Origin of the sequence: Bradyrhizobium hereditatis (assembly GCF_020329435.1) — a bacterium.
Taxonomy (GTDB): Bacteria; Pseudomonadota; Alphaproteobacteria; order Rhizobiales; family Xanthobacteraceae; genus Bradyrhizobium; species Bradyrhizobium hereditatis.
Map to the genome: position 1 here is coordinate 24,165 of NZ_JAGKJK010000009.1, position 26,200 is coordinate 50,364.

Consider the following 26,200-nt stretch of genomic DNA (forward strand, 5'->3'; position numbering starts at 1 on the left):
CGATGAACATCTCGAAGTTCTTTATTGAACGCCCGATCTTCGCAATTGTCCTGTCGATTGTCATTTTCCTGGCAGGCCTCATCTCGATTCCCCTGCTGCCGGTCGGTGAGTATCCTGAAGTTGTTCCGCCCAGCGTGGTGGTGCGTGCAACCTATCCGGGCGCCAATCCGAAGGAGACGGCCGAGTCCGTCGCGACGCCGCTCGAGGAAGCGATCAACGGCGTCGAAGGCATCATGTACATGAAGTCGGTCGCCGGTTCCGACGGCAGCCTGCAGATCGTCGTGACGTTCCTGCCCAGCGTCGATCCCGACACCGCTGCCGTTCGCGTGCAAAACCGGGTGAGTCAGGCGCTCAGCCGGCTACCGGACCAGGTGCGTCAGTATGGTGTGACGACGCAAAAGCAGTCTCCCACGCCACTGCTGTACGTGAGCCTGTATTCGTCCGACGGCCGTTATGACACACTTTATCTGCGAAATTACCTGACCCTGAACGTCAAGGACGAGCTATCGCGTCTGAATGGCATCGGCCATGTTGGGCTGTACGGCGCAGGCGATTACGCCATGCGCATCTGGCTCGATCCGAACAAGCTGTCGTCACGCAATCTGACTGCCACGGACGTGCTCAAGGCGATACGCGAGCAGAATGTGCAGGTGTCCGCTGGACAGCTGGGTGCTGAACCATCTCCCAAGACGACGGACTTCCTGGTCTCTATAAACGTGCGTGGCCGTCTTGCCACTGAGGAAGAGTTCGGCGCCATCGTGCTCAAGAGCGGCGAAGACGGCCAGGTGGTTCGTCTTGCTGACGTCGCCCGGCTCGAACTTGGAGCCGGTGACTACACGATGCGGGTTTTTGAGGGCAACAAGACGGCGGCAACCGCCGGCGTCTTTCTGTCGCCCGGCGCCAACGCGCTCGGCGTAGCCGATGCGGTTTACGGCAGGTTGAGCAAGCTGTCGGAAAGCTTCCCCCCGGGTATAACCTACAAGGTGGTCTGGGATCCGACCGTCTTCGTGCGCGAGTCGATTCGCGCGGTGCTGAACACGCTTCTGGAGGCGGTGTTCCTCGTAATTCTGGTTGTCATCCTCTTCCTGCAGACCTGGCGCGCCTCAGTTATCCCGCTGATCGCCGTGCCGGTCTCCGTGGTGGGCACCTTCGCCTTCCTGTATCTGCTGGGATTTTCCATCAACACGCTTACCTTGTTCGGCCTCGTGCTCGCGATCGGCATCGTCGTGGACGACGCAATCGTCGTGGTCGAGAACGTGGAACAGCACATCGGGCGGGGGCTGAGTCCGTACGAAGCCGCCCACCAGGCGATGCGTGAGGTTTCAGGCCCGATCATCGCTATTGCGCTGGTGCTCTGCGCAGCGTTTGTGCCGATGGCGTTTCTCTCGGGCGTCACCGGGCAGTTCTACAAGCAGTTCGCTGTGACGATCGCGATTTCCACGGTGATATCTGCGATCAACTCGCTGACCCTATCCCCGGCGCTGGCGGCTAAGCTGCTGCAGCCGCACGGAGCCCCGAAGGACCGGCTGGCGCGGGTGATCGAAGCGGCATTCGGCTGGCTGTTCCGCCCATTCAACCGCTTGTTTCAGGTCGGTGCACGAGGCTATCAAGGATTGGTGCGCAGGTCGCTCGGCCGGCGTGGTGTCGCGCTTGCGGTTTATGCAGCTCTTCTGGCGATCACGGCTGTGCTGTTTCAGTCGGTGCCCGGCGGCTTCATTCCTGCTCAGGACAAGCTCTACCTGTTCTCAGGTGCAAAGCTGCCCGAGGGTGCATCTCTCGCCCGTACGGAGGCGGTCACGCGAAAGATGGACGAAATCGCCCGCACCGTCGAGGGTGTGGACTTCGTCAATGCTTATGCTGGCTTCAACGCGTTGCAGTTCGTAAATACGCCGAACATCACGACCGCTTATATCCTGCTCAAGCCGTATAGCGAGCGCAACCGCAGCGCGGCGGAGATCACCGCCGAACTCAACGCCAAATTTGCAGGTATCAAGGACGGCTTTTCGTACGCGCTGCTTCCGCCACCCATCCAAGGCCTTGGGAATGGATCGGGCTATTCGTTGTACCTCAAGGATCGGGCGGGTCTTGGTCATGGCGCGCTGCAGGACGCTCTGAACGTGTTCATGGCCGAGATCGCACGAACGCCGGGCATGACACATCCTGTCAGCTCTTATCAGGCCAACATTCCTCAGCTCGAGGTCAAGATCGATCGCGTGAAGGCCAAGGCACAGGGCGTGGCGCTATCCGACCTGTTCGAAACGTTGCAGGTCTATCTCGGTTCGAGCTACATCAATGACTTCAACAAGTTCGGCCGGGTCTACAGGGTCCTGGCCCAGGCCGACGCATCGTTTCGCCAGCAGGCGGAAGACATCGGCAACCTGCGCACGCGTAACGCCGGCGGTGACATGGTGCCGATCAGTTCCATGGTGACCGTTGTGCCAACGTTCGGCCCCGATCCGGTGGTCCGCTACAACGGTTTCCCGGCGGCAGACGTCATCGGTGATTCCGATCCCAGAGTGCTTTCGTCGGCAGAGGTCATTGCCAAGATCACGGAGATTGCCGGGCGGGTCTTGCCACGCGGCATCGAGCTGGAGTGGACGGATCTCAGTTATCAGCAGGTGAGCCAAAGTAACGCGGCGCCTGTCGTCTTTCTGCTTGCCGTGATCCTCGTCTTTCTGGTGCTCGCCTCGCTGTACGAGAGCTGGACGCTGCCGCTAGCGGTGATTCTCATCGTGCCGATGTGTATTTGCTCGGCAATGTTTGGCGTCTGGCTCACGGGGGGCGACAACAACATCTTCGTGCAGGTGGGACTGGTCGTCCTGATGGGGCTGGCGTGCAAGAATGCCATCCTGATCGTCGAGTTTGCCCGCGAGTTGGAGCTCCAAGGTAAGGGCATCATCGAAGCTGCGCTCGAAGCCTGCCATCTGCGGCTGCGTCCGATTGTGATGACGTCGGTTGCCTTTATTGCAGGCTGTGTGCCGCTGCTACTGGGTCACGGAGCAGGCAGTGAGGTCCGCGAGGCGATCGGTGTCACAGTTCTGGCCGGCATGCTGGGCGTCACCGTGTTCGGTCTCTTCCTCACCCCGGTCTTCTATGTGGCGCTGCGCAAATGGTCGACCGCGCGTGCAAAGACCGAGGCGTCGCCGAGTCAAACCGCTCTCAATCCTCAATAAGGCGCCTCGTCGAGGCGCATTGGCAAACGAGTTCATGAAGGAGGTCAAAATGACAGATAAGCTTGAACAGGCGGTGCTAGCCGGCGGTTGCTTTTGGGGCATGCAGGACTTGATCCGCAAACTTCCCGGCGTTGTCAGGACACGGGTCGGGTACACGGGCGGCGATGTGCCGAACGCGACCTATCGCAACCACGGATCGCATGCCGAAGCCATCGAAATCGACTTTGATCCGAAGCGTATCAGCTATCGCGATCTGCTGGAGTTCTTCTTCCAGATTCACGATCCGACCACGCTTAACCGGCAAGGCAATGATATCGGGGCCTCCTACCGCTCGGAGATCTTCTACACCTCGGAGGCACAGCGCGACGAGGCCCTCCGGACGATCGAGGATGTCAACGCCTCCGGCCTGTGGCCGGGCCGGGTTGTGACAAAGGTCTCGCCTGCCGGAGCGTTCTGGGAAGCCGAGGCCGAGCACCAAGACTATCTAGAGCACTATCCGCAGGGCTACACCTGCCACTTCCCACGCAAGGGGTGGAAGCTTCGGCAGAGGCCAGGCGCAGCTGCCTAATGCCGTACAGTACATGCTAATCTTCCCCAAGGGCGCGCGACGGCGCCCTCATCCACGATAGCGTGTTGTATGACCGTAATGAGGGGTTGCTTACGATCTGGTCTCCTTGTCGTCGAGCATCGGCTTGTTTCTGACGACGCGGTCAGGATCAATTGCTGTCATGTCCGTTCATGGGCCCTTAGCAAACGCAGATCCGGGAGCTAGCCGAGGTTCCGCATTTGACCTAACTCGGAAGTTGAGTGCGCGTCGCAGCATCGAAACTATGATTAATGTCGCCGAGGAGATCAGCGTCAATCGCGCGGCGACAACTTGATGCCGGTTCTCGATGCGCCATTGGTGACCATTGACCTCTCAAAGGAAGGTAGCGCAATCGATGTGGCGGGTAAGGGCGTCGAAGCGCCGGGCGTTCCGGCCAAATGCTTTCTCCACCGTGGCGATCAGGGCTTTACCATTGGCTGTAACGAAAGAGGAAAACATGGACAAGTCGACTCCGTCTGGCCGCCTCTATCTTGACGATCTGCATGTCGGACAGCGCTTTACCAGCAAGACACACACGCTTGACGAAGCCCAGATCAAGACGTTCGCGGTTCAATTCGATCCGCAGCCTTTTCATACAGACAAGCAAGCCGCGGAACGCACATTCTTCAAAGGCTTGGCAGCGAGCGGTTGGCACACTGCCGCGATCACGATGCGCCTCAATGTTGAAAGTGGTCCGCCACTCGCTGGCGGCATTGTCGGAGCCGGCGGAGAGTTGAACTGGCCAGCGCCGACACGTCCCGGAGATGTACTCCACGTTGAGAGCGAAGTCGTTGAAATTGCGCCGTCGCGCTCTCGATCCGACCGCGGCACCATAGTCCTTCTCAGCCGAACGTTAAACCAACGCGGCGAGGTCGTTCAGATTCTCAAGGCCAAACTTGTCGTTCCGCGCAGAGTCGCGACGTGATCCGCGCTGCTGTCGTGCCGCCAGATATGGGGGGTAGCTTGCCTGATATTACTACACGCATTGAATAAGTCAGCGGCCAGCGGGGCCAAGCGGCGCTGGACGCCGATGGATTGCCGACATTGGCAAGACCAGGGCGTCTGATGAATTGCCCTAAATGGTGAAGGGATACGAGCCCCCGGCAAGCGCCGCCGCACTCGACGGTCCTGCACAGCTAATCCAGGGCTGCGCGCCTACGAACAGCTCGCGCTCAATCGGAGATTCGTCCCGACGTGTACTCATTCATTCGATCGGCAAAACGCTGCGAAGCGCCGCTTCCTTGGCGGCCTTCAACATCCTGACAGGTTGACCGGCCTTAGCCAGAACACGCAGTCCGAAATAGACTGACAAGAGATGTTGGGCGACTGCGCGCCGCCGGTTGTTGTCGATCGCGCTCAACTCTGAGAGCACCTTCTCCAGCACGCGCCCGAGACGTTCTAAGCTTCCGTTGACCAAGCGCTGTGTTTCCGGATCTACGACCGCTTGGTCAATTGAGGCGTTGCATATGAAGCAGCCTCGTCGATCATTTGCGACCGCCATGGCGTCGATTGGCGCTTGGAGGAACTTGCCAATGCGTCGATCTGGCGCATCGATGCCAGTGAGCACGCGCACGGACTCGTCGATGGCGGTTCGATCATAAAGCTCCAGTGATTTCCGATACATGGCGCGCTTGTCGCCAAAGGCCGCGTAAAGGCTGCCTTTTCTCAGCTCGGTAGCGGCCTCGAGATCGTTCATGGACGTGCCTTCGAAGCCTTTCTCCCAAAACACATCCATGATCTTCGCCATGGCCTGATCCTCGTCGAACTCGCGGGGCCGGCCGATCACCTTCGGCTCAAGCATTTGTGACGTCTCCTACTTCTTGACCGATCGGTCACGAATGTCCATTTACGGATGGTACAGGCGGTCAACAGGCCGCTTTCGTTACACGAAATAATGACCGATCGGTCAAGAATCAAGGCCGATGCCAAAGGAGATTTAATGCCATGCCCAATGTGGTTATCTACACGAAGGACTACTGCCGCTTCTGCGCCCGAGCCAAGGAGCTGCTGAACTCAAAGGGTGCCGAGTACACCGAGATTGACGTGACACATGACGCCGTCCTTCAGGCGGAGATGATCAAGCGATCCGGACGGCAGACTGTACCCCAGATCTTCGTTGACGGCCGGCATGTCGGCGGTTTCGACGATCTTGCGGCGCTGACGCTGCTGGCAAGCTCGATCCGCTGCTCGGCCGAGGCGAGAATGCTGCCGCGGAGGGGCGCCATTCCCGTGTCGTCATTCTTGGCAGCGGACCTGCCGGCTATACCGCGGCCATCTATGCCGCGCGCGCGGGTCTCGTACCGACCGTCATTACCGGGCAGGAGATCGGCGGCCAGCTGACGACGACGACAGAGGTCGAGAACTGGCCAGGCGGCGACGTCACCCTGCAGGGTCCGGAGCTCATGGAGCGCTTTCGCGAACATGCCGAGCGCTTCGACGTGACGCTGATCCGCGATCACATCCAGGCTGTCGATCTGTCCAGCCGGCCATTCCGTCTCACCGGGGATGGCGGAGTCTACACGGCCGACAGCCTGATTGTAGCCACAGGGGCCACAGCTCGCTACCTCGGTCTGGCGTCGGAGACGGCATTTAGGGGCCGCGGTGTCTCGTCGTGCGCCACCTGTGATGGGTTCTTCTTCCGGGCCAAGCCGGTCGCCGTGGTTGGCGGTGGCAATACTGCGGTCGAGGAAGCGTTATTCCTGACCAATATCGCCAGCCACGTCACGCTCGTGCACCGCCGCGATGCTCTCAAGGCCGAGAAGATCCTCCAGGACCGGCTGTTCGCCAAGGTCGCGGAGGGCAAGGTGTCGATCCTGTGGGACCATGAGGTTGCGGAGGTCCTGGGTGAGCAATCCGGCGTGACAGGCCTGCGCGTTCGCCATGTCAGCACCCGACAAGCCCGGGATCTTGCCGTGGACCGCGTCTTCATCGCCATCGGTCACGACCCGAACACGGCGCTTTTCGCCGGGCAGCTCGACCGCGACGGTGGCTACCTCCGGACCAAAGGTGGCTTGGGCGGCAACGCCACCGAAACCAGTGTTCCCGGCGTCTTCGCGGCGGGTGATGTGGCCGATCCGGTCTATCGCCAGGCGGTCACATCGGCCGGCACCGGTGCCATGGCCGCGCTCGACGCCGAGCGTTACCTGGCCGGCCTTTCGATCGGCGCTGATGCGCCAAGTCTGAAACATGCAGCATGAACAGGAGTAATGACATGACAACCCTTGTTACCAATGAACCGATCCACATCAACGACGATGACTTCGACATGGCTGTCCACCGAGATGACCTCGTGCTGGTCGATTTTTGGGCGCCTTGGTGCGGCCCGTGTCGCGCCATCGCGCCGGTCCTGGAAGAACTCGCCGGCGACTACGGCGAGGCCCTTACCATCGCGAAGATCAACGTCGATGACAATCAGCGGAAGGCCGCGCAGTTCGGCGTCCGTGGCATTCCAACCTTGGTGCTGTTCAAGGGTGGCGAACCGGTTGAAACGCTGGTGGGTCTCCAAACGCGGACTTCGCTGATCGCCGCGATCGAACGCGCGCGGGCAAAATACGCGAAGACGGACCAGGCGCTCAGCCGGCTGACTGCAGAGCAGTACCGGGTCACACAGCAGGACGGCACCGAATCGCCGTTCTCGGGTGAGTACGTCGACAACAAAGCTGCCGGGATCTACGTCGACGTGGTCTCAGGCGAGCCATTGTTTGCCTCTATCGACAAGTATGACTCTGGTTCTGGCTGGCCGAGCTTTACCCGCCCGATCGTGGAGCAGAACGTCGTTGAACGGTTAGACGACAGCCACGGCATGCGCCGGGTAGAGGTGCGCTCCAAACATGCCGACAGCCATCTCGGACATGTGTTCCCCGATGGACCGTCGGACTCGACCGGCATGCGTTATTGCATCAATTCCGCATCGCTGCGCTTTGTCGAACTGGAGGACATGGCAGCCGAGGGCTATGGCGATCTGCTGTCGATCTTCGGTGTCGAGGACCAGAAGGAGGTGTCAAAATGACCAGCAAACTTGAACGTGCCATCCTTGCAGGAGGATGCTTCTGGGGCATGCAGGATCTGATCCGCAAGCTGCCTGGCGTAGTCAACACACGGGTCGGATACACGGGCGGCGATGTGCCGAACGCGACCTATCGCAATCATGGATCTCACGCCGAGGCCATCGAGATCGAGTTCGACCCGAAACGCATCAGCTATCGCGATCTTCTGGAGTTGTTCTTCCAGATTCACGATCCCACCACAGTGGATCGCCAAGGGAACGATGTCGGAACCTCGTACCGCTCAGAGATTTTCTATGTCTCCGAGGCGCAGCTCGACGAGGCGCTCCGAACGATCGACGACGTCAACGCCTCGGGCCTATGGCCAGGCCGCGTTGTGACGAATGTCACGCCCGCCGGCGAATTTTGGGAGGCGGAGCCTGAACACCAGGACTATCTCGAGCGCTATCCGCAGGGTTATAGCTGCCACTTCCTGCGCCCGGGCTGGAAACTACCCCGGCGACTCCGTGCGGACGCCTGAGACCCGCCTGCAGAGCCTCATCGCCCTAGGGCGGGTGAGGCCTGCTCAGCCCAGAGGCGCCATTAGCACGGACATTCATCACAACCTACGCGACCGGCTTTTGCTCTGTGGGACAGTTATTCGGCGGAAATGCCCTAATCGCGTTCAGATGCGGTCACGTTCCTTTGGGCGAGGTATCAACCTGCTCCACGTTGATGATGGTGCGACATCAATTTCAACGTTCGCGTTTATTCCCTTGAAGTGCAAGCCGACGGTGTCCGTTCATTGGGCGAACCAGACGTGGCCCTAAGCACGCCGACCTTCCGTGGTCCGAAAGCCAGATCACCAAGCTCAAGCTTCGTGAAACGTCAAATGTACGGGCGCGCGAAATCGATGCTTTCTAACGCACCTCGTCGGCGCAATCTGAACCGCAGCTACACCGAATTTGCGTCAGAGTTCCTTTGGCCTGACTTCTACCGGAACTACTCTCGTACGTGAAGCTGGCTCGCATGCGCGGTGCAGATCTGGTTGCGGAACCGCCGCGCGAGGACCAGGATGATCGCGAGGGCGATCATGTTCACGAGCTGTGTGACCATGAACACGGCATCGCCGATGGTGATCGAGTGGGCGAGAAAGACCGCTGACGACAACACCCATAACGCGTAGGCGCGCTCGCTGATTCCGGCGGAGCAACCCTCAGTCCAGAGGTGCCAGATCTGAGGGGCGTAGGCGCCGATGACAAGCCCGGTCCCAATATAGCCGATGACGGACAGCAAGTGTTCCATACTCTTCGCCCTCGTTGCTGGACTAACAAGTGAAGCGCTCTCCAATCGGAAAATTGGACGTCATGATTCAAAGCAGCGCAGTGCTGCTAACCGCCAAATCGCTCGGTGCGGATCGTCTCTGGAATCAGACCTAAATCCAGAAGATGACCAGTGACAGCTTCCACGAAACGATCTGAGCCGCACACAAAGGTCAATCGGGGGGCAGCGCCAAGCCTCGCCAGCGTGGCCTTGAGCAGTGGCAGATCGATCCTGCGGCCAGCGTCCTGCGGACGCCAAGCGGCATCCCTGGATTGGCTTAGCAGAAGAGTGAAATTAGCGTCCGCCGCATCGAGCTCGATCAACTCCTCACGAAAGATCACGTCGTCCCATGTGCGTGCCGCGTTGAGAAGAACGGCGAGGATTTCGGTACCCACCGCGGCGCGATGGCGCAGGATCGACATGAGCGGCGCGATCCCGGAACCGCCACCGATGAGAAGGAGGGGTCCGCCATCCTCGGGATTCCACGCAAAGTGACCGCCGAAGGGGCCGCGGATCTCAATCGTATCGCCTACCTTGGCAACATCGTGAAGAAAGGGGGACACCTCGCCGCCCTCAAGGCGCTCGACGACGAGCTCGTAAAGCCCCTCGAGTCCTGGCGCAGATGCGACTGAGTAGCTTCGCTGTGCCACATATCCATCCTGCGCGGTAAGCCGGACGTCGAGATGCTGGCCAGCCTGAAATGAACGCCAGTTCTGGGGGCGAAGGAAGAAGCTCGACACACTCGTCGTTTGGCGCCGGATACGTTCGATCACGGCCTCTTGCCATGGAACGTGAACCGCCTGAATGACCGCGCCCGTCATGGTCAATCGCCCGAGTAGCGCTGCTCGCGCCACGGATCGCCATAGATGTGATAACCACGCAGCTCCCAGAAACCGGCCTCATCGCGTTCCGTGAACTGAAGTCCATTGACCCACTTCGCCGATTTCCAGAAGTAGAGATGCGGGACGAGGAGCCTTGCCGGACTGCCATGATCTGAGGTCAGCGGCTTGCCGTCATAGTGTGTTGCGATCATGGCTTTGCCACCAATGAGGTCGACCACCGGCACGTTGGTCGAGTAGCCATCATATGAATGCGCCAGTGCATGGGATGTTGGTGGCTCGAGACCGGCGTCAGCGAGCAGATCATCGATCAGGACGCCGCTCCACGATGTATTCAGTTTTGACCACTTGGTGACGCAGTGGATGTCGCGAGTCATCTTAGTCTGCGGCAGAGCATTGAACTCCGCCCATGTCAAACGCTTCACCGGGCGTGGACCGATTTTGAGAGTGAACGACCAGTTCTCAAGCGAGACTCGCGGAGTCGGGCCAGCCGAGAGAACAGGGAAATCCCGGACAAGGTGTTGCCCGGGCGGAATTCGATCTGACTGATCTGATGCGGGCGGGTTGCCAGCAAATCCACGTGTCACCATAACAATGCTCCTCGATTTTTTGCTGGTCGCGCTTGCAGTTCTGAGCGCGATACCAGCGGCGCCCCGCCAACTTAGAATTTGTTGCGTCTATCGCTTAAGTGGCGGGTATCCCTCTACGTAAACCCAATCAGTTGCTTGTGCGGGCGCATGACACGACTGGCAATCGGTTTTGTAATCGGTGGAAGTTGTTTTCGCTGGGTTGTTGGCTTCGAACCACGACCAGCCCCAACCGTCTCCCCACAGTTTGTTGGCCGGATTTCGATTGCTGCTGTCCTTTAGCATGATAAACCAACCCTTCAGGGTCCCAGCCCGACTCACCGCACCAGTCGTCATTTGCTCAGTGGCGGCTTCAAAGACTTCTTTGACAAGGACGGCACCCTCCGGAAATCGTCCAGTCTTTAGATAAGAGTCAATTACTCCAGGTGACGCATAGACAGCATGGATCTCCTTTGAGCCTTGTCCTTGATCGGCAGCTACCGCCCAACTCCCTAGCATTTGATAACTGGACCGATAACCCTTCGGCACATGCAGATTTCCATCGGCATCTGCTATGGCCTTCTCGTTACTTTCTGCACCCCCACCAATTAGCCCCCCAACCACGGCGATCGCCACTAAGGCTGCTCCTGCAATCCAATTTATCACGACGTTGGCGTTCTTCACGGTCTGTCTCCTTATGACGACGCCACCGGCGATACCACTTGTACCCCCGCCAGCGCGACGGGTCGGTAAGGCCGAGCCGACATTGGTGCAGAAGCCGGCAAACCGCTCGTTAAGCATTGTTAGACGCTGTTAGCTGTTGCCATCAGCGACGGGCGCAGCGCCGAGACACTCGCTTAATTTGGACGTTCTCCGCGCGCGCATGAACCGCTCAGGGCTATCGGTCGTTATTGCCGGTCGAGCCCAATTCCCTGGAGCTGAGGGTTTCCCTGGCGGGGGTTCAAACACTTCGCCAGACCGGCGACGGACCCTCCGTCCCGATAGCAAGCACAATGAAGATGATTTGGCCACGACCTGGGCTGTGCAACTGGGACTCTCCGACTCGCCCGCCAGCTAACGCACAGGGGCCGCGCGCCAGACGCGGCTGCCGCCATGGCATCCCGCACGAACATCGAGTAGGATCGTCGCAAGTCACATCGCGCGCGTACACGCGCAAAGCGTCACGGCGTAACTGCAGGCTTCTATCTAGTGGACGTGACGACCGGGCGGCTGGGCAAAATTGCTGAATTTATTGACAATGGTGAGCTCAAGACACGAACGGTGCAGTCGTTCCTCTAGCCGATGCGCGAGATGCCCATCTGATGTTGGAATGCCGGCGACTGCAACCCAAACGAAAAATCATCATCAGTGTGGAACAGGCTGAAGATGTACGCCAAGCTAGGTGACAGCGTCGGGGCACCTAGATTTTCCGAAGAGCAATTTTGGCCGACGCCGAGAGCATGATACCGAGGCACGGCTTTCGTTTACCCGGCAGCGGCGCTTAACTGCGCTCAATCAACTGCTTCCCGAGTCGGACTTTTCTGGCCTATCAAGTATTTCACAGTCAACGATGGATTGACTGCAGTGCTTTTCAACCCGTTACTGAGGTGGTAAGTTGCTCGTCCTTGGCCTCAAAGGGGCGAGCCAACGATGGCACCTAGCAGAGGCGACCGTGATCATTCTTCTGCATCCGTCACGGAAAGTGACGGACGCAATCACGTGAGCGGGGTTACTTTCGCGTTTGGCCCGTTCCGCCTTTCCCCGCGGCAGCAACTACTGCTCCAAGGCGATAATCCAGTTCCACTCGGAAGTCGAGCCTTTGAAATTCTCGTTGCATTGGTTGAGCGCGCCGGCGAAGTAGTCGACAAAGATGAACTCATTGCTCGCGTGTGGTCTGGTCTCACCGTCGAGGAATCGAATCTTCGAGCTCAAATCAATGCTGTGCGGCGCGCACTCGCGGAGGGCGGCACGGGCGAAAACTACATCGTCACGGTGCCTGGTCGGGGGTATCGCTTTGTTGCGGCGGTAGCACGGTCCACGAGCGATGCGGCCCAACCATTCACCGCCGCCGGCCCTAAGGGACACAACTTTCCTGACCGCCTCACACGACCGATCGGCCGCGACGATATCGTTGCAATGGTAAGCAGTCGATTGCCGAGAGGACGCTTCGTCACAATTGTCGGACCAGGCGGAATTGGCAAGACCACAGTTGCTCTCGCGGTCGCCGACAGACTGATTACCGCTTACAAAGACGGTGGACGTCTTGTTGACCTTGCTCCCCTCAGCGATCCCCAGCTTGTGCCGAGCGCACTCGCCGCAGTGCTTGGTGTCGCCGTCCGCTCAGAGAATCCATATCCCGCACTGACCTCCTTTTTGAAAGACAGGCAGATGCTGCTCCTGTTCGACAATTGCGAGCATGTCCTGCTGGCAGCCGCAGCGTTGGCCGAAGAACTCTTGAAAGGGGCACCGGGTATTCACGTCCTTGCTACCAGTCGAGAACCCTTGCGCGCCGAAGATGAGCGCGTGCAGCGCCTTCCGCCACTGGAGACCGCCCCTACCGAGCCGGGACTAACAGTCACAGAAGCGCTTAGCTACCCGGCAGTACAGCTCTTTGTCGAGCGGGCGGCAGCAACCGCCGGCGGATACGAACTCAAGGATGAAGATATCCCAATTGTCGCGCAGATCTGCCGTCGGCTCGATGGAATCGCGCTAGCAATCGAACTCGCTGCGAGTCGCGTTGACGCCTTTGGAGTTCGCGGAGTATCCAGTCGCCTAGATGATCGATTTCATCTGTTGTCACGCGGCCGGCGGACCGCCCTGCCACGGCATCAGACGTTGCGTGCGGCGTTCGATTGGAGCTATGAACTGCTCTCCGAAACCGAACGCTTCGTCATGCGCCGGCTGGGCGTGTTTGCTGGACGCTTTACGATGGACGCTGCAACGGCAATCGCTGGAGACGGCACAACCACCGCACACGAAATAGACGATGTCATAGCCGATCTTGTCGAGAAGTCACTGGTCATCGCGGATGTGGGAGGTGCGAAAGTATTCTATCGGCTAACAGAAACAGCACGAGCCTACGCGCTGAATAGGTTAACTGAGGAAGAAACGCAAGCCGTAAGAAGACGACACGCGCTTTACCAACTCGATCGGTTCGAGCGTGCCCATGCAGAGTGGGATACGTGGCCCACGCTCGAATGGTTGTCGGCCTATGCTCAGCAGATCGACGATCTTCGCAACGCGCTGGACTGGGCCTTTTCGCCAAACGGCGATGTTGGCGTCGGTATAGAGCTCACGGTCGCCGCGTCGCCCCTTTGGTTCGAAATGTCGTTGATGGAGGAATGCCGCGCGCGCGCCGAACGTGCTCTAGTCACACTCGGGGAAAGTACGACGAAAAATGATCGACGCCGGATGCAACTCTGTGCTGCGGTTGCCTGGTCGCAGATGTACACAACGGCATCGGTCCGAGACACGGAAGTGGCGTGGACGACTGCTTTCGAAATCGCGGAGGCATTGGATGATACTGACTACCGTTTACGAGCGCTCTGGGGAATGTGGGCTTCGCGAGTTAATAGGGGAGAGTTCGGCGAAGCTCTTACTATTGCGAAGCGCTTTTCTTCGGTTGCCGACAAGACCGGTGATGTCAATGATCGATTGCTCGGTGACCGATTGACAGGTGCGACGCTGCATTTCCTAGGCAGACAATCGAGTGCGCGACAGCACATTGAGCGGATGCTTGCGAGCTACGTTACCCCGGTCCGTCGCTCACATGCGGTACGCTTTCAATTCGACCAACGGGTGACGGCACGCATCACGCTCGCGCGAGTACCATGGCTACAAGGGTTTGCGAATCAGGCGTTACGCTGCATCCAGATTAACGTCGACGAGGCTCTTTCGATCAATCACAGGCTTTCGCTCTGCAACGCGCTTGTTCAAGCAGCGCGCCCGGTTGCGCTCATGGCTGGCGATCTGATGGCGGCGGAGCGTTACATAAAGATGCTGCTCGATCAAACTGCCAGCGATGAGCTTGATATCTGGCGCGCTTACGGTCGCTGTTTCGAAGGAGAACTGGACGTCAAGCGCGGCGCCGCTGCCGGATTACAGCAGCTTAAAGCTGGTATCGACGAGCTGCGTCGAGCCAGATTCGTCCAGTATCTCACGACGTTCCTGGGCGCGCTGGCCGAGGGGCTGGCGGTCGCCGGAGACGCCCTGTTGGCCAAGGACACGATCGATGAAGCGATCGTACGAAGCGAGCAAAGCGCGGAGCGCTGGTGCAGCCCAGAGCTTTTGCGGATCAGGGGTGTAGTCGTTTTGCAGCGGGACGTTAGTCATGCCGCGGGCAAGGCCGAGGAAGACTTCTTGGAGTCGATTGAGCTAGCCCGGACGCAGGAGGCTCTCGCGTGGGAGCTGCGCACCACAACAAGTCTAGCACGACTGCGGCGGGATCAGGGGAGGATTGGCGAAGCGTACGAGCTGCTCGCGCCGATCTATAGTCGCTTTACCGAAGGGTACGAAACCAACGATCTTACAGTGGCGAAGGTTCTGCTGGATGAACTCTCGGGACAACGTTAGCTAGGACTGGGTCCATTTCACGTTCCCGTGGAAATTTCACGAAAATTCACAATGCTTCGCGGGGCGATTTCACGCCCCGCCGGGATCTTAGCGAGAATTCACAACGTTTGGTTGGGATTTTGTCGTGGGAGCGCTCATGATGACTGGCGAGCGCTACTTCTCGGATGAATATCGATGCCACAGAAAGCCGCACCAACAAATATCCCCGAGGAAGCGTTGCTTGAGCCTCTGACACAGCAGTTTGTCGAGGCAATCGCCGACTGCCCGGTTATGTGCGAACTGTCTCCAAAAGACGCACGACGCATTCTGAGGGATACGCAGTCAGGCATCATCGGCAAGCCAGCCGCACATTTGGAGGATATGGTTGTGCCTACCGGCCCCACCGGACCGGTTCCAGTTCGCATCGTTCGACCGGAGAGAGGAAGTGAAACGTTACCCGCATTGATATACGTTCATGGTGGCGGCTGGATTGTCGGCGACAAGGAAACACACGACCGTTTGATTCGCGAAATCGCGGTCGGTGCGCACGTTGCGTTGTTTTTCGTAGATTACGATCGCTCGCCGGAGGCGAAATATCCCGTAGCAATTGAGCAAGTCTACGCCGTCACCAAATACCTGGTAGAACATGCCAGGCTTTTTGGGATCGATCCAACGCGCCTCGCCATCGTTGGCGACGGCGTTGGCGGCAACATGGCCGCCGCTGTCACTCTCATGGCGAAAGAGCGGCGTGGTCCCAAGATAGATGTGCAGGTGCTGTTCTATCCCGCTGTCAGCTCAATGTTCGACACCGCGTCCTACGCCTTGTTCGCAAATGGTCCGTGGCTGACCAAGCAAGCAATGGAATCGTCCTGGAAAGCCTATCTTCCGGACGCCGCCGCGCGTAAGCAGATCACCGCTGCACCACTCAATGCCTCGATTGATCAGCTGATGGGCCTTCCGGATGCACTCATCATAGTCGCCGAGAATGATGTGCTCCGTGATGAAGGCGAGTGCTACGCGCGCAAATTGGTCTGCGCGGGGGTACGTGTCACCTCCACGAGATACAACGGCACCATTCACGACTTCGTCATGCTCAACGCATTGGCCGATACTCCTGCGGCCCGAGGCGCTATTGCGCAGACGAACGCACTTCTCCGCTCCATTCTTGAATGAAAGATTTAGCCGCGCAGCAGACTTGTCAGAGACCTATGACCGACAGTGACGGTTAATGAATTGGAGCACGCCGATGACGACGCGGACAGCGCAGACCAAAGAGGTCATATCGTTCGGTCCTTTTAGCGTGGTCGCGAGCGAGAGACTGCTGACAAAGGATGGCGCGCCCGTTGAACTCAGCGGGCGGGCTTATGACCTCCTAGTGACACTGCTGTCGCGCCCTAACGAAGTCATCAGTAAGAGCGATCTGATGGCTGAGGTCTGGCCAGGCATCACGGTAGAAGAAGGCAGCCTGCGGTTTCACGTCGCGAGCATCCGCAAGGCACTCGGTGATGGAAGGGACGGTGCCAGATACATTTCGACATCATCTGGGCGAGGCTACTGCTTCGTGGCTCCGGTCTCGCGATCGAGCAAACGAAGCCAGGCAGTTGCAGAGGTCGGCTTTCCGCACGCCAATCTGGCGAGCCGATTTATCCGGATGATCGGACGCGATAATGACGTTCTAAACATATCAGACCGGCTGAACGCAACGCGCTTTGTCACCATCGTGGGCGCTGGTGGCGTGGGCAAGACGACGGTCGCGGTCGCGGTTGGGCATCAGCTGCTCGATGAATTCACGGGCGACGTGATCTTCGTCGATCTTGGCATGCTAAACGATCCCAAGCTCGTCGCCCCGGCCATAGCGTCGATGTTGAGCCTGTCCGTTCAATCCGAGGACGCAACGCCGAGCCTGCTCGCTTACCTGCGGGACAAGCGACTTTTGCTGATTCTCGACACCTGCGAACATCTCATCGAGACGGTAGCGGAACTGGCGTCACTAATCTTCACAGCAGCGCCGCAAGTACACCTCCTCGCGACAATCCGAGAGGTTCTTCAGGTGAAGGATGAACATGTCTACCGATTGGACTCTCTTGCCTGTCCACCGGAGGATCAGGGGCTTACGGCCGCTGCACTTCTTACATTTCCTGCGACCCGATTGTTCGTAGAGCAGGCCGTGGCGAGCGGCGCGCACCCGGATTTTAGCGACGCGGAAGCGACTATTGTGGTGGGCATCTGCCGGAAACTCGACGGGATGGCGCTGGCGATCGAGCTGGCAGCCAGGCACGTCGAATCCTATGGCCTGGCGCAGACTGCCGCCCTGCTCGACCTGCGCCCGCCGCTACTGTGGCCAGGCCGGCGCAGCGCAACGCCCCGCCAAAAGACGCTGCAGGCCACGCTGGATTGGAGCTACGCGTTGCTTTCCGAGTCGGAGCGCACGGTGCTACGTCGGCTCGCCGTACTCGTTGGACACTTTACGCTCGACGCCGCTCTCGCGGCTGCGACCAGCAGCCACGCTGGATGAATCGGTAGTTCTTGGGGCAATCGACAGCCTGGTCGCCAAGTCGATGGTCGTGACCCGTCCGATCGGCACCATAATGCGCTATCGATTGCTCGACATAACGCGCTCCTACGCGCTCACGATCAGCGCTGACGAAGACGAACTGTCTGCCTGGCCGTTCGCCATGCGAACTGCTGCGGTCGATGCAAGAGTAAGGGCTGATCTCTGCGCCCCGGTGTGACTTCAACTCCGCCGATGAGTGCAGGTTGGGCTACATTGCTTCAATCGATCAGACGTCGCCGGCGCTAGCAGCTTGTTGGCGCAGGATCCGACTAGTCAGAGACCACGCGTGGGATCATCCATGTTGAAATCGTCTGCCAGGCGCCATCACGTGGATGCCGTTGATAGACGATGAAGTCGGCATCGTCGCCGTGCACGAGTTCATAAGGCGGTACCTGTTTGAATCTTCGGCGTGTTTCGTCACTCAAATCTCCTTAGTGGAAACTGATCCGTTTTTGAACTAATCGCGACGCTCCGCCTACAGCGATGTGCATCAGACTATCACTTTACCGAGCTGCGAACTGGCGTAACGCGGCTACTTGCTCGCAAAGTCTAACAACGCATAACGAGCCGATGCCTCGGCTTTGGTGCAGGGTGCGGTTGCTGAGACTTTTTGTGACTTGCATGAGAACAGCGGAGGACAGCGATGAAATTCGTATTGGTGAATGATAGGGCGGCTCGGGCATCGACATGTGCGACTTGCTCCGCATCGATCGGCTTCGGTTATCTGCGCGAAGTGTTTTCTAAACAGTTCTACTGCGATCACGACTGTTATCTCGCGAAGAAGGCCAAGTCCGTACCGATCGCATCCCGCGCAGGCGCTGGCATCGACGGTTTGCCGAATGGTGACGCCAGCGTCTGGGCATAATGAGAATACTCGCCACGAAGGCCCGTCTGCTATTTGCGTGATAGCGAGAAGCGAATCAACGCATTCACGGAGAGGAACTACGATGACGAACTTGATGCTTATTGCGGCCATCACACGTTTGTTGATCGCGAACGCAAGGATCGCGTGGGGCAGGCAGCCGTGCCTGTTAGCAGGGGCGATCAAAAGATGCCGCTTCGCGTGCGTCACGATCGGTGACGCCGATCGCACGCTTTGTTAGACCGACATCGTCCGCCAGCAACGTAACTGACTTGCATGTGCGGTGCATCAGATCATTGGGTAGAATGCGGACCCTGGCAACGGCAGCCCGCCCCGACTCCAACAGCCTCCACCGATCTCAAGTGCGCGTTTGGCGCTTGCAGCAGGATGAAGAGGAGAATGTCATGAAGGTCGCTATCAACGGCTTCGGCCGTATCGGAAGGACGCTGTTCAAGCAGCTCCTCGAGGCCAGAGGCTTTGATGTCGTCGCTGTCAACGACATCGCATCCGCTGACGATCTCGCGTACTCGCTCAAATTCGACACGGTCCGTGGCCGTTACAGCCGAGACGTGGAGGTCGCGGGTGACCGCTTGGTGGTCGACGGCCGCACGTCGCGGATATTTGGAAAGCGGGATCCCCAGCAGCTGCCGTGGGGCGAGCTCGGTGTCGAGTTGGTTTTCGAGTGCACCGGCCGGTTCACGGATGCTGCTGATCTTGAGCGGCACCTCGCGGCGGGGGCAGGCTTCGTCATCCTCTCGGCTCCAGTGCGCGACGGCGACGTGCCGACGCTCGCGCACGGCGTCAACACCGCCGCCGGCAAACAGATCGTCAGCTGCGCGAGCTGCACGACGAACGCGATCACGCCAGTGATGGAAATCCTGAACCGGCGCGTTGGGGTGCGCAAGGCTACGATGACGACGGTTCACGCCTACACCGCCGGCCAGGCGCTCGTCGACGGTCCGCTCGCCGACCGCCGCCGCGGACGTGCGGCAGCCGCTAACCTCGTGCCTTCGACCACGGGCGCAGCGCGCGCAACAACGAAGGCGCTGCCGGAGCTTGCGGGTCGGTTCGATGGCGTCGCCATCCGCGCTCCGGTGCCCGTCGGTTCGATCGCGGACATCACTTGTCTCGTGGCGGCACCCACGACAGTCGACGCGATCAACGCCGTTTTCCGCGAAGAAGCGGTGAGTGAACGCTACCACGGCGTGGTCGGCGTCTCGGATGACGAGTTGGTATCGAGCGACGTGATTGGCGATCCTCGGGCAGCGATCGTCGACTTGACGCTCACCCAGGTCGTCGACGGTGATCTTGTCAAGCTCTTTAGTTGGTACGACAACGAGTGGGGCTACTCGGCCCAGCTCGTTCGTGTGGCCCAGGACCTTGCCGCTTCTCGCGTGTGACCGGCGTAGTCAGCCTTCGACTAGCGACCAGAGGGGGCGGGCTAGGCACAACGTGACGCTTCCGGTCGCCTAGGAGGCGCTGGCGGCATTCGACGAGGCACCGCGCCGGGTGGGGCAATTGGGACTGCTCGTACGTGCCGGCCTGCTGGGTTTCCGACATGGCCGCGCGCTTCCGCTCCCATCCGCACGGCGCTCCTGCCAGAGTTCGGCAGCATGGGTATAGGCAAGGTTCGTCAGGCTCATAACCTGAAGCTTGTAGTTCAAATCCACCTCCAGCAACCAATTAACTCAGCGACTTAGACAATATGGACGTGGGGCCATCAGGCAAAAAACCTGAGGCTTTCGTTTCCATAACAAGAATAGCTACTTGCGGTGCCACCGGGACCGGCGATGCCGCTTATTTTCTCTTCATCATCGACATTTTTATTGAGCATCTGCCTGCGATATTCATCCTCATCGCGGTGCTGGTACCGGTGGTGCAGGCAGTCGGCATCGACCTCGTCCACTCCGGTCTGTTGATGGTTTTCAACCTGCCTGGGCCTTATCACGCCTCCAGTCGGAATTCTGCTCGGCATCTGCGCCAACTTCGCCTGCTTGAAAGGAGGAGGAGAGCCGTGAGCTCGGTCCTTCTTTTTGTCGCCGGCCTCGTCGTCCTGGCAGCCATCTCCATCTTCCGAGATCGCGCTAGGTGGCAGCAAGCGAAATTCCCTGATCTACGCTGCCTATACCCTGTGAGCGCGCGAAATTTCCCTGTAAACTAGAGTAGGGAATTGACCCAGAAAGCGCTGTACTGCAGCGTGTTTTGTCTCTGGGGCGTTGCTTCGAGCCAGCAACATCGCCAGTTTCCCTGAAAAATTCCCTGTTTACGGGGAATTTGGCCAGAGACCGGTGCGATCGGCACTGCGTCGCCAGCCAATTGATATTATTCAACTAAACCGGTTCTTTGTTGCTTCATTTGGAAATGGCGGATTCCGCTGCCCGTCGAGAAAGTACAGCTCAACGACCGATGCGAGCAGTCCTTCAGAAATGGGATGAGGCCGCTAAGGTCGAGTGGGCTGCACGCCCAAATGGCCGAAAGCAGGAGGGAGAGTGCCCCCGAAGGGCAGACCTCGATAACCTGAGGTGACAGATCCGGGACCTTAGTTGCGCTTAGGCGTGCGCCGCCGGTTGGCTCTGCTAAGGCGGGCATCGAGCCGGACTGGATCGTCCGCACGTCAATTGGAGCCACCTACGCCAGTCTGATTGCTGGAAACACGCCTGAGGAACGTCTGTCTCGACTTCGAATTCTGGAGCAGGGTGCAGCGCGGCCTTCAGTTGGGCTTTCGCGGCATGCTGCCGGCATTTCGTGACGAATGGTCGTACTGGACGACCTGACCGCTGGTGACTCCGTCGATCTCGCGGATGGTCTTCCTCTCGCCAAGCTTGCTCGATTGAGCTTCCTCCGTGTCTGACCCTGAACGGACGTGGCTGATGTAAAAAACTGGACGCGGTGCGTCTCATGTCCTGAGCGTTGGTCTGCTCGGACGACCATATTACAAACGGACGCGGTCGCCCCTAACTCCTGCCGTACTGGTCTTGATCGTAGGCCTGCAGGATGCGGACAAAATCGGCCATGCTGGATCGATCTCGGTTTTCGGTCATAGCCGCAACCGGAGTATTGGACGCGGGCTGGCTCCCTTGCCAAAACCAGATTACGAGATCGGCTATGTTTTTCATGGCGTACTCTCTGCAGCCAACTGTGGCAGTAAATACCAATTACTGGAGCGGCAACGCGCCGCTCGACCAGGACAGAGGCCGGTGGGCGCTACGCCGCCGAGCTTGTCCTGCAACTGCCGGCTCGCGGAGCCGGTTCCGTTGCTTTTCGCTTTGCATTCATAGGTAGCGCCGGGCACTTGGTAGCGCCATTGCGCGCGGGTATGAAGTGATCATGCTTAGGTAGGCTCGGACCAGCAATCGGGATAAGTTGACCGAGTGTCGATGTAATCAAAGGTTCAGCTGGCATCGATACCCCGCTATGTGCGGACGAGGTGATCGAATGAGGTTTGGCTTCAGTCTGCTATCAAAGTTGAATGCGTTTGCGCGTTTGAGGGCTGAAACCGGAAACAACTGAGCTGAAGACCACGAAGAAGAGAGGGCATGCTAAAGAATGCGAAGGTGGCAACCCGACTTCCAGCCAAAGACCTAAATCGCGCGAGGGCGTTCTACTCGGAGAAACTCGGGCTCGAGCCGGTCGAACAGCGCGAGGGCGGGCTCCGCTACGTCTGCGCGGCCGGCGAGTTTGCGATCTTCGTCTCGGCCGGAGAGCAATCCGGCACGCACACACAAATGGGCTGGGAAGTCGAGGATATCAACGCGACCGTACGCGAGCTTCGCATGCTGGGTGTCGAATTTGAGGAGTATGACCTGCCCGGCTTAAAGACGGTCAATGGAATTGCGGAGATTAAGGGGAATTACCCCAGCAAGGGTACCGGTGAGCGGGGCGCGTGGTTCCGCGACAGCGAAGGAAACCTGCTGGGAATCGGGCAGCCGGTTCGGTCTTGACGGTTCGGCTCGGCCGCTCGTGGCGTCGCATGAGCGCGGCCGCGAACCAATAGTGCTCATCTCATCGACCGCGCGGCGCTCCACCAGGACCAACAACAACCGATGGCGACCGCGCGTAAGGTGTCGTTCGACACCACGCGCAACAGCCTGCTTTTTTCACGCGATGACATGCGGGCGGCGTTGCTCACCTTCAATCCGCAGCTCGCCGAAATGCATGAGCGTTTCGCCGGCGAATATCTGCGGCATTTCGATCAGAAACAGGTCAGCTACGGCGTGCGGGAAGCTATCATCAAGAGACTTCCCGATGGCGAACCGAAGCGCGACGAGGTCGCGGGTGAACTCTGCATGAGCGAGCGCACGCTGCAGCGGAGGCTGGAGGAGGAGACATCATTCCTGCAGCTGCTCGACGATACGCGCCGGGAGCTTGCGGATCAGTATCTCGGCCGGCTGCATTTGTCGCTTGGGCAAGCCGCCTATCTGCTCGGCTTCTCCGACCAGAGCAGATTTTCCGGGCCTGCCGCCGCTGGTTCAACCTTTCACCGGGGCAATGCCATGCTTGACAGGGACGAGGGGAAGTCCGGCGCCGACCGGCCTGGGCTGAATGCCGTGCAGCAGAGAAAATTGAGCCGGCGCGCGGTGTTGAAGGGGGTAGCCACAGTTGCGGGTGCGGCTGCCGGATCGGGTGCGATCCGCGGCTTCCCGACCATCTGGACCCAGGAAACCAGTAGGAGAGTGCCGAAAGCGATCAGACAGGGTGGTGCCGAGGCCGTGAGGAGATCGCACAACCGACCCATGAAGTTAGGCAAGTAATTCAGCGTACGTCAGATACTGGAGCCTTCTGAGTTGTCGAGGCCCCCGCAACGCTTCTATTTGGCTAAGGACAAGCTAATCCGCGTGACAATACCATCCCATTGGCGTTCCTCCACCGCTGGATAATTCATCAAGATGCAATTCATGAAGGCGTTCACGCGGTTGCAACGATTGTACCAGGTATAGCCGTCTCGAACCCCGGAAACGGCGAAAAACTTAGGAGTCACTCTTTTGTATTGTATATCAGCTGGCGGCCGCATCTTTTCCAGAAAAACGGCAGGGGAATCGTTATCGGGATTAGGAAACGACTTGATCGTGAGGTTGGCCCGATAATCCTTCGTGAAAAGATGGCGGCCAAGTGTCCCTTCTGTTGCGCCCGCGTCCTCCTCGAAAATCGATACTGGAACATCTACGCTCAATCCGGTGACGGGAATTGCGTACCTTCGCCATTCCAGGCTGGCCGCAGTAGCCTCCGCTAAGGGCATAATGCTGAGAAGAACAGCAGCGAGCGGCCGACGCGAGCACATGTCGAGGTCTCTTACATCCCTTAACTCACGCACGGTTGCCCCGCGTTGCCGCCGTTTTAACGACGGGCAAAACGTTCAACGATCTGATCGCGTTCACGTTCCTCGATCTTGCTTACCAACGGCGTCGAAACGGCGAGCGGGGGCGCATCTGCGGCAAACAGAAACTGCTGGTCGTCAAGATGCAGAAGAATCCGACAGAGCATTGAGCCTCTTCTGACCCTGCACGCACGATCCAGGAACGCGAGGCCCGCCAAGCCGTTAACCGCTAATACCAAACCAGAGGCTTCATCATGGACTGGAACCGCGTCGAAGGTAACTGGGCCTCTCGAAGTCCCGGGGGTCGTGATTGTGCGAGGAGATCTTGGAAAGACAGTTTTTGCGGTCGCCGGCGCTCCTGCGCGATCTCACCTTGAGCAGTAGGGTAGACGGCAGGGACAGCTGCCCCGCGAATGGAGAAGGCCCCGGGCGGGTGGAGCCGTCTCCCGCTCTCCGCGGATAGGCCGTCAGTGAGCGCTCCGCCGCTAACCGGGAGATCTCCGACGCCACGAATGCGGCATCACGCGGCGGACAATGACTCTGAAGCCGGCTCCGTAAAAGTGAGTCGCTCTGACCTGGGGCGAAACTTTTCTCATGTGATGATCGATAGCGGGCTGGTGCGCCAATCGCGCAGCCGCGTCAGCGATCTCGGCCGGAAGCCCCTTCTCGCGTGAGCGGCAGCTCGCTCGTAGTTGAGTAGTCTACCGGTCCATCACAACGGTACGTCCGCGATCTTCGCGATTTTTTTCGATAATCGCATCATTAGTAGTTGGTCCGGTCGTACAAGCGCAGACAAACCGAATTGGCCGGATCGTACGTCTGGGAGGCCGCCGGCCCTATTGAGACCATCCCGATCGCCAAAACCAGAATGCGCATCAGAGCCTCCTTCGACATTTACTTCCATCGTACTCCCCAACATCTCGATCCGTAGAACTACCGGCAGGCGTTTGTGGTATTAACGCTTTCTTAATTATTTGGGTCGATGAAGCTCTTTTAAAGAAAATTCGAGTCACCGAGTGGGAGACGGTCTCATGCTCACGATGGTTCTCGCAATGGCGTTATCTGCCCTTGTCGCTTGCGGCGTTCTTGCTCTCGGTTTCGAGATTTTAGCGGGACGAGCCGAACGTCGGCACAAGGCGTAATTAAAGTTCTGAGCGGGGCTTTAGGCACCCATCTTCGAGTGACCGAAGTTAGACCTAACATCGGCGCCCGCCGCATACGCCCGTTTAGTAATTGTAGTCGGCCACCCTGCGGACACGGATGGGATCTCGCGGAAGACGGCGTCTGCTATCCAAACGGATACCTGCCGCCACAGGCGCAGGCCGCAAGACAATATCCCCGATACTATCGCGAAGGCCGCATGATCATGGACGTCTCCGATCTGACCAGATGCTCGCCGGCGTGCCCGACCAGACTGGCTGCGCATATCAAGATGCTCTGAATACCGGATGAACGCAATTTGCGGGGCATCATATCGCGAGAGTAATGGGTAGAGCCGCCGCTGACTCAATCCCCGCGGCGGGCTTTTTCGTGCCTGTCACACCCGGTCGGTTCAGCGCGGTACGCACATCATGGATTGCCGACTCCATCGGTGATATGGCCCGCAAGGGGGAGATGGCTGGGATGTGGCCGGGCACACGTTCCGAACTGGTAGCCCTTGCTGCCATCCGTCGCGGACACAAGCTCCTTCAGACGTGCTGCTACACCCGATGCCGCATCCGCCCGTGGCCAAAGCTGGTTCGGCTAGAACACACACCATGAGGCAGGCTCCAAGGCAGGCAAGGCGAATGATCATGGCGGCTCCTCGTTGGCTTGAATGCACACGTTAACATTGGCGCCGTGAATATCGTTCCGGGTCAGCGAAAAGGGCCTCCTTGACCCGGTGCTGTGATTTCGGCGTGGCCCTTTGGGTGAAGAGCTTGGCCTTCAGGAGCCCTCAGCTCCACATCCCGGAGCTGGGGCTCTTAGTGCCAAGCAAATAGATCGGCGCCTTTCCATATCTGCGATCCGTCAGTGCCGCCGGCGGCCGGTCTTGGTTTTGGGCTCGCCTCGCTTCCTTCGTTTGTTCTTTAGCGTTGGCTTGATTAGCGCGGCATGGCTGGAAGTTATGAACCCCATCTTGATCTCTGCGATCGGTTCATCCACGGTGTCGCCGCGAACAGCGTTGTAGCGGGTCAAAAGGCCATCTGACAACGTTAGATAAGGGTTCGCATTGTCTGCAGCTGGCGACAGCACATAGTCTTGAACCAGTTGGTTGAAACGCTTCAGCCGCAAAAAGACACACAGCTCGGATCGTTCCTTTCTAAGGTGGCTGTCCACAGGGCAACATGGTTTGGGGTCCTCTTCGCCATTCGCCGGACCACCTGAAGTAGGCGCGCCGAAGACGGACATAGGCAGCGCAGCTAGAGTTCGGATGCGCTTCGAACGGCATGGCTGTAGCCTCTGCTGT

General features: G+C 58.9%; 22 protein-coding genes and 2 pseudogenes. 15 read left to right on the forward strand and 9 right to left on the reverse strand.

The genetic code is table 11. From position 1 onward, the window contains the following. The first annotated feature begins 2 nt into the window (after nt 1-2). Both J6524_RS21345 and msrA (J6524_RS21350) read left to right on the forward strand, forming a co-directional pair. A complete protein-coding gene (locus J6524_RS21345) occupies nt 3-3,173 on the forward strand; it encodes an efflux RND transporter permease subunit (RefSeq protein WP_225674093.1) in 3,171 nt (1,056 codons plus the stop codon). Between the two features lie 49 nt (nt 3,174-3,222). Then, entirely contained in the window at nt 3,223-3,741 is a 519-nt protein-coding gene (msrA, locus tag J6524_RS21350; protein WP_225674095.1) for a peptide-methionine (S)-S-oxide reductase MsrA, read from the forward strand. 351 nt (nt 3,742-4,092) lie between these two features. Here msrA (J6524_RS21350) and J6524_RS37405 read toward each other — a convergent pair whose 3' ends face one another. Next, on the reverse strand, nt 4,093-4,218 hold the full coding sequence (locus J6524_RS37405) for a hypothetical protein (RefSeq protein WP_283843334.1): 126 nt from the start codon (nt 4,216-4,218) through the stop codon (nt 4,093-4,095). On the opposite strand from J6524_RS37405, the gene J6524_RS21355 reads away from it, so the two are divergent. Next, the gene (locus J6524_RS21355; protein WP_225674098.1) at nt 4,217-4,684 is read left to right on the forward strand and encodes a MaoC family dehydratase; all 468 of its coding nucleotides are present in this window, start codon (nt 4,217-4,219) and stop codon (nt 4,682-4,684) included. The two genes, J6524_RS37405 and J6524_RS21355, sit on opposite strands and share 2 nt — an antisense overlap. Nucleotides 4,685-4,963: 279 nt before the next feature. Here J6524_RS21355 and J6524_RS21360 read toward each other — a convergent pair whose 3' ends face one another. After that, nucleotides 4,964-5,560 (reverse strand): TetR/AcrR family transcriptional regulator, encoded by a 597-nt coding sequence (locus tag J6524_RS21360; protein WP_225674100.1) that lies wholly within the window; start codon nt 5,558-5,560, stop codon nt 4,964-4,966. 143 nt (nt 5,561-5,703) lie between these two features. Between J6524_RS21360 and grxC the strand changes: the two are divergent. From grxC to msrA (J6524_RS21385), 5 genes and pseudogenes are all read left to right on the forward strand, one after another. Continuing rightward, nucleotides 5,704-5,948 (forward strand): annotated as a pseudogene (grxC, locus tag J6524_RS21365) (glutaredoxin 3); the annotation flags it as partial. Further along, nucleotides 5,943-6,956, forward strand: coding sequence for a thioredoxin-disulfide reductase (trxB, locus tag J6524_RS21370; protein ID WP_225674617.1), 1,014 nt, complete (start codon nt 5,943-5,945; stop codon nt 6,954-6,956). The pseudogene grxC and the gene trxB, both read left to right, overlap by 6 nt. A gap of 14 nt (nt 6,957-6,970) precedes the next feature. Beyond that, nucleotides 6,971-7,288, forward strand: a pseudogene (gene trxA, locus J6524_RS21375) (thioredoxin); the annotation flags it as partial. Beyond that, nucleotides 7,289-7,768 carry a peptide-methionine (R)-S-oxide reductase MsrB gene (gene msrB / locus J6524_RS21380; RefSeq protein WP_225674619.1) on the forward strand — a complete coding sequence of 160 codons (480 nt, stop codon included), beginning with the start codon at nt 7,289-7,291 and terminating at the stop codon, nt 7,766-7,768. It begins immediately after the preceding pseudogene. Next, complete coding sequence (gene msrA / locus J6524_RS21385) at nt 7,765-8,283, forward strand: peptide-methionine (S)-S-oxide reductase MsrA (protein ID WP_225674102.1); 519 nt, start codon at nt 7,765-7,767, stop codon at nt 8,281-8,283. Before msrB ends, msrA (J6524_RS21385) begins: the two co-directional genes overlap by 4 nt. Before the next feature lie 461 nt (nt 8,284-8,744). Here msrA (J6524_RS21385) and J6524_RS21390 read toward each other — a convergent pair whose 3' ends face one another. From J6524_RS21390 to J6524_RS21405, 4 genes are all read right to left on the reverse strand, one after another. Beyond that, entirely contained in the window at nt 8,745-9,047 is a 303-nt protein-coding gene (locus J6524_RS21390) for a PQ-loop repeat-containing protein (RefSeq protein WP_225674104.1), read from the reverse strand. 86 nt (nt 9,048-9,133) lie between these two features. Further along, nucleotides 9,134-9,886: an FAD-binding oxidoreductase gene (locus J6524_RS21395; RefSeq protein ID WP_225674106.1), complete on the reverse strand. Its 753-nt coding sequence runs from the start codon at nt 9,884-9,886 to the stop codon at nt 9,134-9,136. A 2-nt stretch (nt 9,887-9,888) separates the two neighbouring features. Further along, nucleotides 9,889-10,494: a sulfite oxidase-like oxidoreductase gene (locus tag J6524_RS21400; protein ID WP_225674108.1), complete on the reverse strand. Its 606-nt coding sequence runs from the start codon at nt 10,492-10,494 to the stop codon at nt 9,889-9,891. Between the two features lie 87 nt (nt 10,495-10,581). Next, a complete protein-coding gene (locus J6524_RS21405; protein ID WP_225674110.1) occupies nt 10,582-11,154 on the reverse strand; it encodes a cytochrome P460 family protein in 573 nt (190 codons plus the stop codon). A 966-nt stretch (nt 11,155-12,120) separates the two neighbouring features. On the opposite strand from J6524_RS21405, the gene J6524_RS21410 reads away from it, so the two are divergent. The 5 genes from J6524_RS21410 (at nt 12,121) to J6524_RS21430 (ending at nt 19,837) form a co-directional block, all read left to right on the forward strand. Next, on the forward strand, nt 12,121-15,042 hold the full coding sequence (locus J6524_RS21410) for an ATP-binding protein (protein ID WP_225674112.1): 2,922 nt from the start codon (nt 12,121-12,123) through the stop codon (nt 15,040-15,042). Between the two features lie 174 nt (nt 15,043-15,216). After that, entirely contained in the window at nt 15,217-16,194 is a 978-nt protein-coding gene (locus tag J6524_RS21415) for an alpha/beta hydrolase (protein ID WP_225674113.1), read from the forward strand. A 73-nt stretch (nt 16,195-16,267) separates the two neighbouring features. Next, nucleotides 16,268-17,536, forward strand: a complete 1,269-nt coding sequence (locus tag J6524_RS21420; RefSeq protein ID WP_312002432.1) for an ATP-binding protein — start codon at nt 16,268-16,270, stop codon at nt 17,534-17,536. Nucleotides 17,537-18,218: 682 nt separating this feature from the next. After that, nucleotides 18,219-18,440, forward strand: coding sequence for a hypothetical protein (locus J6524_RS21425; protein WP_225674115.1), 222 nt, complete (start codon nt 18,219-18,221; stop codon nt 18,438-18,440). A 401-nt stretch (nt 18,441-18,841) separates the two neighbouring features. After that, complete coding sequence (locus J6524_RS21430) at nt 18,842-19,837, forward strand: type I glyceraldehyde-3-phosphate dehydrogenase (protein ID WP_225674117.1); 996 nt, start codon at nt 18,842-18,844, stop codon at nt 19,835-19,837. Nucleotides 19,838-20,157: 320 nt separating this feature from the next. Here J6524_RS21430 and J6524_RS21435 read toward each other — a convergent pair whose 3' ends face one another. Then, nucleotides 20,158-20,535, reverse strand: a complete 378-nt coding sequence (locus J6524_RS21435; protein WP_225674119.1) for a hypothetical protein — start codon at nt 20,533-20,535, stop codon at nt 20,158-20,160. Nucleotides 20,536-21,973: 1,438 nt separating this feature from the next. On the opposite strand from J6524_RS21435, the gene J6524_RS21440 reads away from it, so the two are divergent. Together J6524_RS21440 and J6524_RS38235 are read left to right on the forward strand one after the other, a co-directional pair. Beyond that, nucleotides 21,974-22,378: a VOC family protein gene (locus J6524_RS21440; RefSeq protein WP_225674121.1), complete on the forward strand. Its 405-nt coding sequence runs from the start codon at nt 21,974-21,976 to the stop codon at nt 22,376-22,378. Nucleotides 22,379-22,480: 102 nt separating this feature from the next. Next, complete coding sequence (locus J6524_RS38235; RefSeq protein ID WP_446479902.1) at nt 22,481-23,188, forward strand: helix-turn-helix transcriptional regulator; 708 nt, start codon at nt 22,481-22,483, stop codon at nt 23,186-23,188. A gap of 56 nt (nt 23,189-23,244) precedes the next feature. On the opposite strand, the gene J6524_RS21455 is transcribed toward J6524_RS38235, so the two are convergent. Both J6524_RS21455 and J6524_RS21460 read right to left on the reverse strand, forming a co-directional pair. Beyond that, nucleotides 23,245-23,715 carry a hypothetical protein gene (locus J6524_RS21455; protein WP_225674123.1) on the reverse strand — a complete coding sequence of 157 codons (471 nt, stop codon included), beginning with the start codon at nt 23,713-23,715 and terminating at the stop codon, nt 23,245-23,247. 2,046 nt (nt 23,716-25,761) lie between these two features. Then, entirely contained in the window at nt 25,762-26,142 is a 381-nt protein-coding gene (locus J6524_RS21460) for a hypothetical protein (RefSeq protein ID WP_225674124.1), read from the reverse strand. Nucleotides 26,143-26,200: the final 58 nt, after the last annotated feature.

Coding starts and splice junctions, on each gene's coding strand:
- J6524_RS21410 (WP_225674112.1), top strand. CDS start 12,121: ATGGCACCTAGCAGAGGCGACCGTGATCATTCTTCTGCATCCGTCACG.
- J6524_RS21390 (WP_225674104.1), bottom strand. CDS start 9,047: ATGGAACACTTGCTGTCCGTCATCGGCTATATTGGGACCGGGCTTGTC.
- J6524_RS21420 (WP_312002432.1), top strand. CDS start 16,268: ATGACGACGCGGACAGCGCAGACCAAAGAGGTCATATCGTTCGGTCCT.
- J6524_RS21395 (WP_225674106.1), bottom strand. CDS start 9,886: ATGACGGGCGCGGTCATTCAGGCGGTTCACGTTCCATGGCAAGAGGCC.
- J6524_RS21400 (WP_225674108.1), bottom strand. CDS start 10,494: ATGGTGACACGTGGATTTGCTGGCAACCCGCCCGCATCAGATCAGTCA.
- J6524_RS21455 (WP_225674123.1), bottom strand. CDS start 23,715: ATGTGCTCGCGTCGGCCGCTCGCTGCTGTTCTTCTCAGCATTATGCCC.
- J6524_RS21360 (WP_225674100.1), bottom strand. CDS start 5,560: ATGCTTGAGCCGAAGGTGATCGGCCGGCCCCGCGAGTTCGACGAGGAT.
- J6524_RS21440 (WP_225674121.1), top strand. CDS start 21,974: ATGCTAAAGAATGCGAAGGTGGCAACCCGACTTCCAGCCAAAGACCTA.
- J6524_RS21415 (WP_225674113.1), top strand. CDS start 15,217: ATGCCACAGAAAGCCGCACCAACAAATATCCCCGAGGAAGCGTTGCTT.
- J6524_RS21460 (WP_225674124.1), bottom strand. CDS start 26,142: ATGTCCGTCTTCGGCGCGCCTACTTCAGGTGGTCCGGCGAATGGCGAA.
- J6524_RS21430 (WP_225674117.1), top strand. CDS start 18,842: ATGAAGGTCGCTATCAACGGCTTCGGCCGTATCGGAAGGACGCTGTTC.
- J6524_RS37405 (WP_283843334.1), bottom strand. CDS start 4,218: ATGTTTTCCTCTTTCGTTACAGCCAATGGTAAAGCCCTGATCGCCACG.
- J6524_RS38235 (WP_446479902.1), top strand. CDS start 22,481: ATGGCGACCGCGCGTAAGGTGTCGTTCGACACCACGCGCAACAGCCTG.
- msrA (WP_225674095.1), top strand. CDS start 3,223: ATGACAGATAAGCTTGAACAGGCGGTGCTAGCCGGCGGTTGCTTTTGG.
- J6524_RS21355 (WP_225674098.1), top strand. CDS start 4,217: ATGGACAAGTCGACTCCGTCTGGCCGCCTCTATCTTGACGATCTGCAT.
- J6524_RS21345 (WP_225674093.1), top strand. CDS start 3: ATGAACATCTCGAAGTTCTTTATTGAACGCCCGATCTTCGCAATTGTC.
- msrA (WP_225674102.1), top strand. CDS start 7,765: ATGACCAGCAAACTTGAACGTGCCATCCTTGCAGGAGGATGCTTCTGG.
- J6524_RS21425 (WP_225674115.1), top strand. CDS start 18,219: ATGAAATTCGTATTGGTGAATGATAGGGCGGCTCGGGCATCGACATGT.